The organism is Anabaena azotica SJ-1 (genome assembly GCF_047275885.1).
GTDB classification, from domain to species: Bacteria; Cyanobacteriota; Cyanobacteriia; order Cyanobacteriales; family Nostocaceae; genus Trichormus_B; species Trichormus_B azotica_A.
Genome location: NZ_CP178454.1, coordinates 3,708,446 through 3,721,816 on the forward strand (window position 1 = coordinate 3,708,446; position 13,371 = coordinate 3,721,816).

The 13,371-nt window shown below is 38.4% G+C and carries 11 protein-coding genes; 6 read left to right on the forward strand and 5 right to left on the reverse strand.

The window, feature by feature from the left end; all coding sequences use genetic code 11:
* The first annotated feature begins 10 nt into the window (after positions 1–10).
* The 4 genes from ACLLO5_RS16240 to ACLLO5_RS16255 all read left to right on the forward strand — a co-directional run bounded on the left by ACLLO5_RS16240 (position 11) and on the right by ACLLO5_RS16255 (position 3,525).
* Positions 11–193 carry a hypothetical protein gene (locus tag ACLLO5_RS16240; protein WP_413171539.1) on the forward strand — a complete coding sequence of 61 codons (183 nt, stop codon included), beginning with the start codon at positions 11–13 and terminating at the stop codon, positions 191–193.
* Between the two features lie 475 nt (positions 194–668).
* Complete coding sequence (tpiA, locus tag ACLLO5_RS16245; protein WP_413176110.1) at positions 669–1,394, forward strand: triose-phosphate isomerase; 726 nt, start codon at positions 669–671, stop codon at positions 1,392–1,394.
* 174 nt (positions 1,395–1,568) lie between these two features.
* A complete protein-coding gene (gene folP, locus ACLLO5_RS16250; protein WP_413171540.1) occupies positions 1,569–2,432 on the forward strand; it encodes a dihydropteroate synthase in 864 nt (287 codons plus the stop codon).
* 70 nt (positions 2,433–2,502) lie between these two features.
* Positions 2,503–3,525, forward strand: coding sequence for an IS4 family transposase (locus ACLLO5_RS16255; RefSeq protein WP_413171541.1), 1,023 nt, complete (start codon positions 2,503–2,505; stop codon positions 3,523–3,525).
* 256 nt (positions 3,526–3,781) lie between these two features.
* On the opposite strand, the gene ACLLO5_RS16260 is transcribed toward ACLLO5_RS16255, so the two are convergent.
* The 4 genes from ACLLO5_RS16260 to ACLLO5_RS16275 form a co-directional block, all read right to left on the reverse strand.
* Positions 3,782–4,630 carry an SPFH domain-containing protein gene (locus tag ACLLO5_RS16260; protein WP_413171542.1) on the reverse strand — a complete coding sequence of 283 codons (849 nt, stop codon included), beginning with the start codon at positions 4,628–4,630 and terminating at the stop codon, positions 3,782–3,784.
* A gap of 303 nt (positions 4,631–4,933) precedes the next feature.
* A complete protein-coding gene (locus ACLLO5_RS16265) occupies positions 4,934–5,785 on the reverse strand; it encodes an SWIM zinc finger family protein (RefSeq protein WP_413171543.1) in 852 nt (283 codons plus the stop codon).
* Positions 5,786–5,911: 126 nt separating this feature from the next.
* Complete coding sequence (locus tag ACLLO5_RS16270) at positions 5,912–6,220, reverse strand: DUF4351 domain-containing protein (protein ID WP_413171544.1); 309 nt, start codon at positions 6,218–6,220, stop codon at positions 5,912–5,914.
* A gap of 87 nt (positions 6,221–6,307) precedes the next feature.
* Positions 6,308–9,526, reverse strand: coding sequence for a DEAD/DEAH box helicase (locus ACLLO5_RS16275; RefSeq protein WP_413171545.1), 3,219 nt, complete (start codon positions 9,524–9,526; stop codon positions 6,308–6,310).
* Between the two features lie 507 nt (positions 9,527–10,033).
* On the opposite strand from ACLLO5_RS16275, the gene ACLLO5_RS16280 reads away from it, so the two are divergent.
* Complete coding sequence (locus ACLLO5_RS16280) at positions 10,034–12,190, forward strand: polyribonucleotide nucleotidyltransferase (protein ID WP_413171546.1); 2,157 nt, start codon at positions 10,034–10,036, stop codon at positions 12,188–12,190.
* A gap of 250 nt (positions 12,191–12,440) precedes the next feature.
* Positions 12,441–12,704 (forward strand): DUF3146 family protein, encoded by a 264-nt coding sequence (locus ACLLO5_RS16285; protein ID WP_096566311.1) that lies wholly within the window; start codon positions 12,441–12,443, stop codon positions 12,702–12,704.
* A 166-nt stretch (positions 12,705–12,870) separates the two neighbouring features.
* On the opposite strand, the gene ACLLO5_RS16290 is transcribed toward ACLLO5_RS16285, so the two are convergent.
* Positions 12,871–13,305, reverse strand: a complete 435-nt coding sequence (locus tag ACLLO5_RS16290) for a pre-16S rRNA-processing nuclease YqgF (protein WP_413171547.1) — start codon at positions 13,303–13,305, stop codon at positions 12,871–12,873.
* Positions 13,306–13,371: the final 66 nt, after the last annotated feature.

Consider the following 13,371-nt stretch of genomic DNA (forward strand, 5'->3'; position numbering starts at 1 on the left):
CATAAAAATTATGAAAGAATTAGAACAACTAAAAAATTTATATCCCCAAACCTTAGAACTAAAAAAAAACTGGTATTCCCCCATAGCAGATGCTTATAATAAACAGGACTTACGCAACTGGCATATTAGTAGGGTGAGTCAGATATCAAATATCTGTTTATTTGCAGGATTTATGAAGTCTGACGCACCATAAAATAGATGTTTGGTGTGACACTTGCGTAAGTCCTAATAAAGTCGGACCACGCTATCCCCAAGCAATTATTAACCGCGCTATTGAAGTAGCTCAACTTACTCCAAAAAGTATCATTCTTGAATTAGGATGTAGACCAGGAATGCAACTGTATTTTTTGCTCAATTAGGTCTGACAATGGTGTGTCTAGAACCGAACCAAGCCGCTTGTAAATTGGCTAGAGAGAATTGTGCAAGTAATAGGGAAGAAGATTTAAGCCCAATTAATTTTTTTGCACAAAGTTATGTTTAATTACATTTAATTGCTTATAAACGTGGCGATCGCCACACAACTCAAATCTTGCACCCTCTTCCTTGCATCTTTGTACCTGGAACCAGAAACCAAAGCACTTTCCCCAGCCAGTACCTCAAGGAATGCGCGAAAAAGTAGTACAGTAAAAAATGCATCTCGTAGCGTTAGCATCTTGACAAAATCACCTGTGCGAAAAATCGTTATTGCCGGTAACTGGAAAATGTTCAAAACCCGGTCAGAATCCGAAACATTCTTACGCGGATTTCTGCCCCACATGGAGGAAACACCCTCAGAACGAGAAGTTGTACTGTGTCCTCCCTTCACTGACTTAAGCGTCATGTCCAAATATTTGCATGGTAGCCTTATCCAACTGGGCGCACAAAACGTCCACTGGGAAGAAAATGGAGCCTACACAGGAGAAATTGCTGCTCCCATGCTCACAGAAATTGGCGTGCGCTATGTCATAGTTGGTCATAGCGAAAGACGGCAATACTTTGGCGAAACAGACGCAACCGTTAACCTCCGCCTCAAAGCAGCCCAAAAGCATGGACTAATACCCATTCTCTGTGTTGGTGAAACCAAACAACAACGAGACGCAGGAGAAACCGAAAAACTGATTATCTCCCAGCTAGAAAAAGACTTAGTGGACATTAATCAAAAAAATTTGGTTATTGCTTATGAACCAATTTGGGCAATAGGTACTGGTGATACCTGTGAAGCCACAGAAGCAAATCGGGTAATTCGCCTAATTCGCTCTCAATTGACCAATCCTAACGTCTCAATTCAATACGGTGGTTCAGTCAAACCAAATAATATTGATGAGATAATGGCACAACCAGAAATAGATGGCGCTCTCGTAGGAGGTGCTAGTCTAGAAGCTGATAGTTTTGCCAGGATTGTTAATTATCAATAGCATCACATTTACAACCTTTTATTCACTAAATTTAGTCCGTTTTCACGGACTTTTGTTATTGCCCCGGAATTCATTCCGGGGAGAGGTAAAAGCAGTTCCACCAAGTCTTAATATGCCCTTCAAAAAACCTTCTCGAACCTAATTATTGATTTTCCCTATTCCCTTCATTAAATTATGTCCAACCAATTAATTATTCGAGAACACCGTTTCATCTGGGGACAGCGAACTTATTTAATGGGAATTTTAAATATCACTCCTGACAGCTTTAGTGACGGTGGTCAATTTAACACAACATCAGCCGCCTTAGCCCAGGCGCAAGCAATGGTAGCTGCTGGTGCTGATATCATTGATATAGGTGGTCAATCAACCAGACCAGGAGCCAAACTCATCACCCTCACAGAAGAACTTGACCGAGTGCTGTCAGTTTTACAAATAATTCGACCAGAAATTGCCATCCCTATTTCTATAGATACAACTAGAGCAGATGTAGCAAAAGCTGCGGTAGAAGCGGGAGTAGATATAGTCAATGATATTTCTGGAGGCACCTACGACCCAGAAATGTTACCAACTGTAGCCAGCTTAGATGTGCCAATTATGTTAATGCACATCAAAGGAACTCCCCAAACAATGCAACAACAAACTGATTATCAGGATTTAATGGGGGAAATTTATAGTTTTTTATCACAGCAAATTTCTGCTGCTATTGCTGCGGGTATTAAACAGAACAAAATCATTATAGATCCTGGTATTGGCTTTGCTAAAAATTATGAGCAAAATTTAGAAATTTTTCGCCGCTTGCGAACCTTAAAAAGGCTGGAATGTCCAATACTGGTGGGAGCTTCCCGTAAAAGTTTTATAGGCAAAATCTTAAACCAACCAGATCCAAAAGCCAGAGTTTGGGGAACAGCCGCGGCTTGTTGTGCAGCCGTTTTTAACGGTACTGATATCGTCAGAGTTCACGATGTTCCAGAAATGCGAGAGGTCTTACTAGTTGCTGATGCTATCTATAGACAAAAAACCAGAAGTGTTGAATGTTAATAAAAGCCTGATAAAAATAGCCCAAAATATGTTAAATTTTGGGCGAAGGATTAAAATATTTTGATTAACCATGATCATAAACTCATTTCCCAAGATTGTCAAAAATATCCTGGGAGGGCTACCCAAAAATGATTATCCTGTTTTGAACAGCCGTCTTTTTGTTGAGTGTTGGTTGGCTTATGCTCTGGATAATAGCTTAACGAGTATGCGGGATTTATTTAAACGATTAAATAATACAGGATTTGATGTAGATATTTCCACATTTTCCAAAGCCAACACTCATCGAAGTCAAGAAGTATTCCAGAAAATTTATCATCAATTAAATCAATTAGTCCAGAATAAAGTCCACAAAAAGTTACATGATAAATATGCAATATGTCCAATTGATTCAACAATTATTACATTGACAAGTAAGTTGCTATGGGTGCTAGGTCATCATCAAGTAAAACTGTTTAGTTCCCTTAATCTGTCAACAGGCAGTCCAGAAGATAATTTGATAAATTTTGGTCATGACCATGATTATAAATTCGGTTCATCAATGATGTCTAATTTACCACCAGATGCAGTTGGGGTAATGGATAGAGGATTTGCGGGGCTAAATTTTATGCAAGAGTTAGTGCAAAAAGACAAATATTTTGTAGTGCGAATTAAGAATAATTGGAAACTAGAATTTGAATCAGAAACTGGATTAGTCAAAATCGGTTCATCGACCGATGCTCCCGCTTACAGGGTAATTAATTTTTGTGATTTAGAAACGAAAACTGAATTTCGGTTAGTCACGAATTTACCTGCCGATGGAGAGGCAGCAGTTACAGATGATGAAATCAGAGATATTTATCGTTTACGGTGGGGAGTTGAACTGTTATGGAAATTTTTAAAGATGCACTTAAAACTGGATAGATTAATTACCAAAAATGTTAATGGTATTGCCATTCAAATCTATGCTAGTCTCATCGCTTATCTGATTTTACAACTTGTCTCTGTTCCGAAAGAATGGGGTGAAAAGATGTTAGATAAATTCCGCTATCTTCAAGCTTGTATGTGTCAACAAATCAGTTATGTTCATTGGATGGAACATATTATGAAATGTTGACATTTTCACCCTTGATAGTACTACTATACTTAAATATGTAAAGTTTTGTAACGACATTCAACATTTCTGACAAAAAACATAATCTCCAAAAACGCAGATAACTAGAGTTTGCTGATAGCTAACACCAAGAGTAAGCCATAAAAGTTATCTGTGTAGATAGGGAGATGGAAAGCAGTGTTAACTCTTGAGTATAGTTCTATTTTTTGATACTCCATTAGCAAAATGCCGCTTTTTTTGTACTTCCTTCATCAAAAACTTAAGTAGATCCATTACCATTACCAGCAGTGTGATTAGGTTCTTCTTTAGAAACAGATTCCGCAATCAACTCCTGAAACATCTCCGTAGAATTAGCCGGGTCTACAAAGACAATTTTAGCATTATTACTTGCACCTAGTTTTTGACTAGCCTGTACATAATCTTGAGCAACAAGATACCGAAGAATTTCTCTACTTTCAGGATGGGAACGTATAGCTTCACCGATAATTTGCATAGAAGTTTTAGTTCCTTCTGCTTTTTTAATTGCAGCTTGTCTTTCACCTTCCGCTTCCGAAATCAGCGCCCGTTTTTTAATTTCCGCAGCACGTTCTTCTTCCATTGATTTACGCACACTTTCAGGGGGTGTGATTCTCTGAATATCCAACCGCATCACATCAACACCCCACTCCTTAGTAATGGGATTTAACTGACCCAACAGAGAACTGTCAATATTTGCTCTGGACATATTGGTATCTTCTAAGGTGTTCTGAGCCATAATTTCCCGTAGTGTAGTTGTGGCTAAGTTAGATAGCGCCTGTTCCAGATTGTCAATCGCATAAAAGCTTTTTTCTATCTCTGTGATCCGCCAGTAAACGACAGCATCAACTTCTAAATAAATGTTATCTTTAGTGATCACATTTTGCGGTTTAATATCTAAAACCTGTTCCCGTGTTGTATCCTCCATGACAATTTGGTCAATAAAAGGAACAATAAAATTAAGACCTGGTTTAAGTTTCCGATGATACCGTCCCAACCGTTCAACTAAGGCTTCATTACCTTGATTAATCTGTTTTGCAGATCCTAAAGCATAACCTATGAGTGCTAAAACTATAGCAATAATTGGCTCCATATATGCTCCTATGTAGTGTTTACGAGAATTGAGTGTAAATAAGGTGTGATATTAGCTTTTCTTACCTGTAAGTCTAAATCTTTTGAGCTATTAAAGCACCTTGATCACAAGCTGGCAAGGAATAAACTTGTTAATAACTTTACCAAAAAATTCCCCATTCTGAATTATGAACTTTTAACCTCTTATTTTTGCAATTATGCGCTGTAGTTTGACTAAGATAGATAATCTTTGCCAAGACTAATCGCGTAGTAGCGATTTAGATTAATCACTGCTATATCTAAAAACATAAAAACTAGTATAAATTTATCCATCCACATTCATTGCTACCAAAACAGCCTTTTGACTAATATCTTTATAAACAGTTTGTAAATAATTCATAGTGATATCACCCACAGATGAATTTCCTAAATTTTCTTCATCTTTAGCCAGAGGAATTGTACCCAAAACATCTAATACTGTCTCATTAACCGAAGGAACAATTACGACTAAAGAAGATTCTAAAGGCTCATTATATTGCCAAAAATTATCTATTTCTATGGAATCTTCCTGTTGAGAAATTGACGATTGATGAGTATCATTTTCTTCTTGTATAAACGTTTCCAACACCGAATTTACATTCTTAGTGCTGCGTAAATTTCGTAAATCGCTAATAATTTGTTCTTTGGTACGTCCCCGTAATTGAAATAAAACAAATGGGTCTTCACTAAAGCGATCGCCTAATTGATAATATACCGCACCAATATGTTTACAAGGCACTGCCTTATCAGGACAAGAACATTTACCGTGAACATCAACCAAGGTAAAAGGAAATAATGAAAGTCCGTTAGATGTAAACACTTCTTCTATATTTTGCGGCATTTCTCCCGCTAGTAACTTAGCCGCAAAAATTGACTTATGGGACATTGTTTCAATTACATAACCCCATTCTTCATCACTAAAAGAGTCAAGAAAAAGAGAAACTTTATAAGGTTCTACTTCACTACCTTGTACCCGCGCTAAAACTTTCGCACCTTTAAACTCAATACTCAAAACATTCCCTTGTCTAGAATAATTTCTAGCCCTTTCCAGACGCTTTTTAAACCGATAAGAATCTAGTAAATCTAGCCATCTTTGTGACCACCATTCTCTACTTGCTTGTAAGGTTGCGTTAGTCATAATCAATGCAAAAATTGGGATAAAGTATACAAACAAAATACTGACAATAAAATGATTTTAGCTTATCAAAAAATGCTTATAGGAGTTATTGCCAGACCTGGCTAAACTTCTTTATATGTCATCTTCCTATATCAAACATTCTCTAACCAATTTTGCAAATCTTCTACAGTCAGTATTTAAATCAAAAATTGCCTCTCCCAAAGCTTCCATAATTTCTATATTTAAATTTCTAATTTCGGTTTCCAACTCTAGATCAATTTGTCCAAAATTCCTATTAATTTGACGAAGAATTAAATTCTTTTCTCTTTCAATTCCTCTTTCAATTCCTTCTTCCATCCAACTGGTGACAATTTGCATAACTTCCTCCTTTTCTCCTTTAATTAATGTGCCTATTTCTGTTTTGAATTTTTCTTCTTCTATTTTATTTAATCTCAAATATGTGTCAATGAACCCGGATATCAATTGCATCTTGGCTGGATTTAATTTTAAGTAGGATTTATGCGATGTTTATGAGTATTGTTTTTAAACTTCATCCTCATCAATTATGGCATTACGGTCAAGTAATAATAAATCACGCAGTTGGTCTGTATCTAATTCAGTTAACCATTCTTCACCAGCACCAACAACTTGTTCTGCTAGTTGTTTTTTACTTTCAATCATTTCATGAATTTTTTCTTCTAAAGTTCCAGTACAGACAAATTTATGTACTTGTACATTCTTCGTTTGTCCAATTCTAAATACTCTATCTGTAGCTTGATTTTCTACAGCAGGATTCCACCATCTATCAAAGTGAAATACATGATTAGCCCTAGTTAAATTCAAACCCACACCACCAGCTTTTAAAGAAAGAATCATAATCGGTGGTCCTTGGGGGTCATTTTGGAATCGGTCAATCATTTCTTCACGTTGCTTTTTCGTGGTACTACCATATAAAAAGAAAATTTCTCTACCTAGCTGTTTTTCTAAATAGGGTTTAAGCAATTTACCCCACTCAGCAAATTGGGTGAAAATTAAAGCCCGGTTTTCTTCTGCTAAAACTTCCTCTAACATTTCCTCTAGACGTTGTAATTTAGCTGAATGATGTTTTGCTAAACTTGACTCTTTCAAATACTGTGCAGGATGATTGCAAATTTGTTTCAGCTTAATTAATAAAGCTAAAATCATTCCTCTGCGCTGTAAACCATCTGCTGATTCAATTTCCACTAAAGATTCATCTACCAACTGTTGATATAATTGCCCTTGTTCAGCAGTTAGACCACAAAATACAGTCATTTCTTGCTTTTCTGGCAAGTCTTGAATAATTGATTTATCAGTTTTTAAACGGCGTAAAATAAAAGGTTGAACTAATGACCTTAATTGTGTTAAAGAAGCAGTATCACCATATTTTTCGATGGGCATAGCAAACCGTCGCTGGAAAAACTGTTTATTACCCAAATAACCAGGGTTGAGAAAATCTAAAATAGACCATAATTCCTGCAATCTATTTTCTACTGGTGTCCCTGTTAAAGCAATTCTAAATGTAGTTTCTAATTTTCGTACAGCTTGAGATTGCTTTGCATCTGCATTTTTGACATTCTGGGCTTCATCTAAAACAACAATCTGCCAATTAACGGTTTGTAATAATTTAATATCTCTTTGCACCAGTGAATAACTAGTAATTACTAAATTGTGTTTATTTGCGGTTTCGGTAAATGCCTTACCTTTGGGTCGTTTATCACCGTGATATTCTAAAACTTTGAGGGTGGGAGCAAATTTCTTAATTTCTCTTTCCCAATTACCTAAAACAGAAGTGGGACAAACTAACAAAGTGGGGTTTTCTAGTGCATCCTGTTCTTGGAGATGAAGTAGGAAAGCGATAAACTGCACGGTTTTACCCAGTCCCATATCATCTGCGAGACACGCACCCAAACCCCATCTTTCTAGAAACGCTAACCAAGCAGCACCTCGTTCTTGATAAGGTCGTAATTGTCCGCGAAAATTGCTAGGAGTTGGTAAAGGTTGAATATCTTGATTATTAGTTAAAGTCCCAACTAATTCCTGCAATGCACCAGATGCTTCAAAACTCACCACAGGTAATTTCTCAATTACTTGAGTATCTCCTGTACTAATCCTTAAAGCATCTTCTAATGATAAAGACATCTGTTCTTTGCGAGATGCAAAAAAGTTTTGGGCGGTTTTAATATCTTGGGGACGCAGTTCTACCCACTCACCATTAATTTCCACCAAAGGGCTATTTAAAGCTACCAATTTATCAAACTCAGATTTAGAAATTGTCTGTCCACCAATTGCTAATTGCCACTGGAAATTTAACAAACTTTGTAAACCCAAACGTCCCTGTTTTTTCTTTGGTGGTTCGGCACTAATTTTCAATCCTAAGCGGTTTGCCCATCCTTCTCGATTGGCTAAACTTGGTGGTAAAATTACTCCTAAACCGCTATCTTCTAACCTCCATGCTATAGTTTTGATAAACTCATAAGCTTGCATGGGAGTAAGTTGGCAAAATTGCGGAGATTCAGTTTCTAAACTGGGTGTAATAACTGGATACAATCGAGACGCTAAACCCAAACCCCGTAAAAATGTTTCCTGGGGCTGTTCAATTGTCCGATGCTGATAAACTAATTTTTCTACAGGATACTTCCAAATAGTTGCTGCATCTACTAAAAATTTAGAATCATCTGCTGCTTGGAGAAAATAAGCTAGTATCCAATCTGTTTTTTCTGACTCTGGAGGATGAAGTTGAAAACAGGTGCGAAATGAAGCTTTTCCTGTTAATTGATATTGTAATGGTAGAGTCCAAGCTTTTAGTGCAGCTTCTAGTCTTTCCAATCCCATTGCATCATCATTAATTTTATTAGATGCACCAGTTAAAGCCTGTAACCACTGCTGTACTGCTGGTGGTAAAGACATCATTAACCTATTTTCTATGGGAGATTGAGAAGCAAGCATATCCCGTATTTGGGCATCTATGACGCTATTGAGGAATTTTAAAATTAATTCTTGTGGTGCTAATGGTAAATCAACTGCTAAATATTTTTGGCTTTCATCGCTATCTTCTTGATAGGTACGACAAATTAATGGCATTTTAGCTGCAAATTTTTCTAATCGAGTGGTATCTAAAGCACTGTCTAACAGTACCTGCCATTGGGCAACTAAAGAACCATCTGCTTTTTTTTGAACAGTTGGTAAAAACTTACAGCGTGAGATTAAATCTAAACTCCAACGAGCTATTTGTACCCAGAAACGTATATCTCCCCCTAACAATCCGTTTTTTCCATCGCTGGAACTTAATGGGAGAGAAGTTAGAAATTTTATTGCTGTACTGGGTTGTAAATAGAAACCTTCTACTTTCCAAGGTTGTAAATATTGTGGAGTCTTTTTGTCAACGCCTAAGCTAGCAGAATGTACTGGCGAAATTATGCTATTTTGGTCGATGAAATTTGTTAATAGAGCAATTCTTTCGGTTGTATTCAGGAGGTTTGTTGCTGGTGTATTTTTACTTTCTTTAACTTTCGTTCTGCTATTAGTGTCTGAGGAATTTTGATTAATATTATTAGGCAATTTAAAATCATTTGCTGCCAAGAATGCCTGCAACTCATCTGCTATCATAGCCAAGGGATTCGATGGCAATTCTGATAAAGTTATAAATTCTAAATTTATCTGGGAATTTCGCCAAGTTTCTCCCCAAATAAATAAACAACTTTTTTGATTTTTTAGTAACCAGCTACCATGTAAAATTGCCATATTTTTTATTGCAATATTTTTTATTTTAACAGAACTATATTGACTAGTAAATTGAAAGATATTTTTGATGGAAGAATTTGGATTTCATAAAAATAGATGTGCGTAACGTATTTTTATCAATTTGTACAATCATTGTAATAAAAATTTGCAGTAGAGTAATTAATCCTTCATATAGGATTCCTATTTAATTAGCACTTATGCCAAAACTCTCCTAAAATCTTATTTTTCTGTATCATCTGAGTTTTTAGCAGTTAAATATTACGTAATTATGCTTATTTTTTGTCAATAAATCGTAATTATACTTACTTATGGAGGTTCTTAGCGGCGACCAGATTAGCTGTTAACTGATGTTGCCTGAATCCATGAGATGATATGTATATCATAGTTTACTTGAACTTACTGAGCAAACCTTGTTTATCTTTGTATTGAACAGAAGCCGTCTATATTGCATAAATGTTAGGATTGCCACAGAGAGAGAATAGTGTGCATAGAAGGAAAAAAAACTGAATGGCAGAAGTTGATAAGTCAATATCCTTTGATGGACGGGATATTCGGCTGAAGGTAGGACTGTTAGCCCCCCAAGCTGGTGGGTCGGTGTTGATAGAATCAGGGGATACTGCTGTTTTGGTGACAGCTACACGATCGCAAGCCAGAGAAGGCATAGATTTTCTTCCTCTCACTGTAGATTATGAAGAAAGATTGTATGCCGCTGGGAGAATCCCTGGTGGTATTATGCGCCGAGAAGGTCGTCCACCAGAAAGAGCGATTCTCACCAGTCGTCTGATTGACCGTCCCCTCCGTCCTCTATTCCCTTCATGGTTGCGGGATGATTTGCAAGTAATTGCTTTCACCCTGTCAATGGATGAGCAAGTACCGCCAGATGTGTTAGCTGTAACAGGTGCTTCTATTGCCACCCTGATTGCCCAAATTCCTTTTAATGGGCCAATGGCAGCCGTGCGGGTAGGCTTAGTGGGTGATGATTTCATTATTAACCCCACCTATGCAGAAATTGAAGCGGGAGACTTGGATCTCATTGTCGCTGGTTCACCAGATGGTGTCATCATGGTGGAAGCAGGAGCTAATCAGTTGCCAGAGCGAGATATTATCGAGGCAATTGATTTTGGTTACGAAGCGGTGCGGGATTTAATTCAAGCGCAGCTAGATTTAGTGGAAGAACTGGGTCTAAAAATTGTGCAAGAAGCACCACCAGAAGTAGACCAAACACTAGAAAACTATATCCGCGATCGCGCAAATGCTGAAATTAAAAAAATCTTAGCGCAATTTGAGTTAACCAAAACTGAACGTGATGCGGCTTTAGATGTAGTTAAAGATGGGATCAAAGCTGAAATAGAAGCCCTACCCGAAGAAGATCCAATTCGAGTCGCTGCTACAGCTAATAGTAAAGCCCTTGGTAATACCTTTAAGGATATCACCAAATACTTTATGCGCCGTCAAATCGTTGAAGACAACGTGCGCGTTGATGGTCGCAAACTAGATCAAGTCCGTCCAGTTTCCTGCCAAGTTGATGTTTTACCTAAGCGGGTACATGGTAGCGGTTTATTTAACCGGGGTCTAACCCAGGTCTTAAGCTGTTGCACTCTCGGCACACCAGGAGATGCCCAAAACCTTAACGATGATTTACAAGTAGATCAACATAAGCGTTACCTGCATCATTATAACTTCCCCCCCTTCTCAGTTGGGGAAACCAAACCGATGCGTGCGCCAGGAAGACGGGAAATCGGACACGGGGCTTTAGCCGAAAGAGCAATTTTACCTGTGCTACCGCCAAAAGAACAATTCCCCTACGTAATTCGCGTAGTTTCGGAAGTCCTTTCTTCCAACGGCTCCACCTCCATGGGTTCAGTCTGCGGTTCTACCCTCGCCCTCATGGATGCTGGTGTACCCATTCTCAAACCCGTCAGCGGTGCAGCAATGGGCTTGATTAAGGAAGGCGACGAAGTGCGCGTCCTCACCGATATTCAAGGTATTGAAGACTTTTTGGGTGACATGGACTTCAAAGTAGCTGGTACCGATTCTGGTATCACAGCTTTACAAATGGATATGAAAATATCTGGTTTGTCCTTAGAAGTTATTGCCCAAGCCGTCCACCAAGCCAAAGCTGCCCGGTTACACATTCTGGACAAGATGCTCCAGACTATCGACACCCCACGCATTGAAACTTCACCTTTTGCCCCACGTCTGTTGACGATCAAGATTGATCCCGACATGATTGGTTTAGTCATTGGACCCGGAGGTAAGACCATCAAGGGTATCACTGAAGAAACTGGTGCAAAAATTGACATTGAAGATGATGGCACAGTCACCATTTCCGCAGTTGATGAAAGCAGAGCGAAAAGAGCTAGAAACATTGTCCAAGGCATGACTCGCAAGCTGCATGAAGGTGATGTTTATGTTGGTCGTGTGACACGGATTATACCAATTGGTGCATTTGTAGAATTCTTGCCCGGAAAAGAAGGCATGATTCACATTTCTCAACTCGCTGACTATCGTGTTGGTAAAGTTGAAGATGAAGTAGCAGTCGGTGATGAAGTGATTGTCAAAGTGCGCGAAATTGACAATAAAGGTAGAATTAACCTGACACGCTTGGGTATACACCCAGATCAAGCAGCTGCTGCGCGGGAAGCTGCGGCCGTGAATCGTTAATAACGATTAAGGATTTTAGATTTTGGATTAGAGATAAATCCCAATTCTAAAATCCGCGATGCCTTATTTCAGCGGGCATCGCTGTATGATTTTTTTAATTATTTTTGAATATACAAACGTCCTAGCTTACGACCCCAAGAAATGAGAGTTTCTCGTTTTTTGCCAATTTGTCAATTTCCGGGATTTTTGGTACATAAAGATTAAGTAACCTACACGGTTGGCTTTTATCCTATACTTGACATCCAGCATAGTGAGTGCTAAACGTCTACCAGAAACTACCGCCCACGTCAGAATCACCCGCCAATCTTGGCAGCATGGCTTTCTTGAAGGTGATGTCAGCGCCGGCGATTTTGAATGGCATTTTCAATGGCATTTTCGACGGGGAGAGCTTTCTGTCAAGCCTTCCCAGGGTCGTGCATTAATTAAAGAACCTCTCGGCCGCTTTTTGGAAAAACAAGATTATCAATTAGAACCAGGGGGAGATTATGCTTTTACTATTCGGGCAGAATTGTAAATAGAAGAATTCAGGAGTCAGGAGTCAGGAGTCAAAATGTAGAGAAAAACCTAGATTCATTACAGATAACCTCAAACTCTTGCCTGTTACCTGTTGCCTGTTGCCTGTCTCCACGAAAAGATTTTTATGCCTAGCGGCACGCTACGCGAACAGCAAGCCCTTGTCATTAGTCATTAGAACTATTGGAAGTTAAGCGGTTGAGGTAGCGTTCAATTAAAAGGATGGCCACAATGTCATCTATTGGTCTTGGTGGCTGTCGCATACCTTTGGGTAAGAGTTTTGTGAGTCCTGTTGGTGGGAACATCTGCCAATAGCGATCGCGTGCTTCTAAAGTTGTATAACGCTCATCTATTAAAATAATATTTAGTGAATCTGTTAATTCCTGATTTAGCTGCTGTTTCCATTTTTTGGCGGTAGTTTGATCCCCCATGACAATTAAGGAAATAGGAAACTTTTGCCGTAGTTTTTCAATGTGAGCGATCGCATCATTCGCAGGGACTACTTGATGATCATACAGTTGCCGATCCACCCCCATCACGGCTACACCACATTTATCTCGACCGGGATCAAACCCTAAAATTGCTGGTTGTGTGTTTGTCATTGGTCATTGGTCATTAATCATTAATCATTAGTTAATTTTCTTCTCTGTCACCTGTCACCTGTCACC

What these genes read in the sequence shown, in the direction of transcription:
- ACLLO5_RS16260 (WP_413171542.1), bottom strand. Translation starts at nt 4,630, where the DNA reads ATGGAGCCAATTATTGCTATAGTTTTAGCACTCATAGGTTATGCTTTA.
- ACLLO5_RS16255 (WP_413171541.1), top strand. Translation starts at nt 2,503, where the DNA reads ATGATCATAAACTCATTTCCCAAGATTGTCAAAAATATCCTGGGAGGG.
- folP (WP_413171540.1), top strand. Translation starts at nt 1,569, where the DNA reads ATGTCCAACCAATTAATTATTCGAGAACACCGTTTCATCTGGGGACAG.
- ACLLO5_RS16280 (WP_413171546.1), top strand. Translation starts at nt 10,034, where the DNA reads ATGGCAGAAGTTGATAAGTCAATATCCTTTGATGGACGGGATATTCGG.
- ACLLO5_RS16275 (WP_413171545.1), bottom strand. Translation starts at nt 9,526, where the DNA reads ATGGCAATTTTACATGGTAGCTGGTTACTAAAAAATCAAAAAAGTTGT.
- ACLLO5_RS16265 (WP_413171543.1), bottom strand. Translation starts at nt 5,785, where the DNA reads ATGACTAACGCAACCTTACAAGCAAGTAGAGAATGGTGGTCACAAAGA.
- ACLLO5_RS16290 (WP_413171547.1), bottom strand. Translation starts at nt 13,305, where the DNA reads ATGACAAACACACAACCAGCAATTTTAGGGTTTGATCCCGGTCGAGAT.
- ACLLO5_RS16240 (WP_413171539.1), top strand. Translation starts at nt 11, where the DNA reads ATGAAAGAATTAGAACAACTAAAAAATTTATATCCCCAAACCTTAGAA.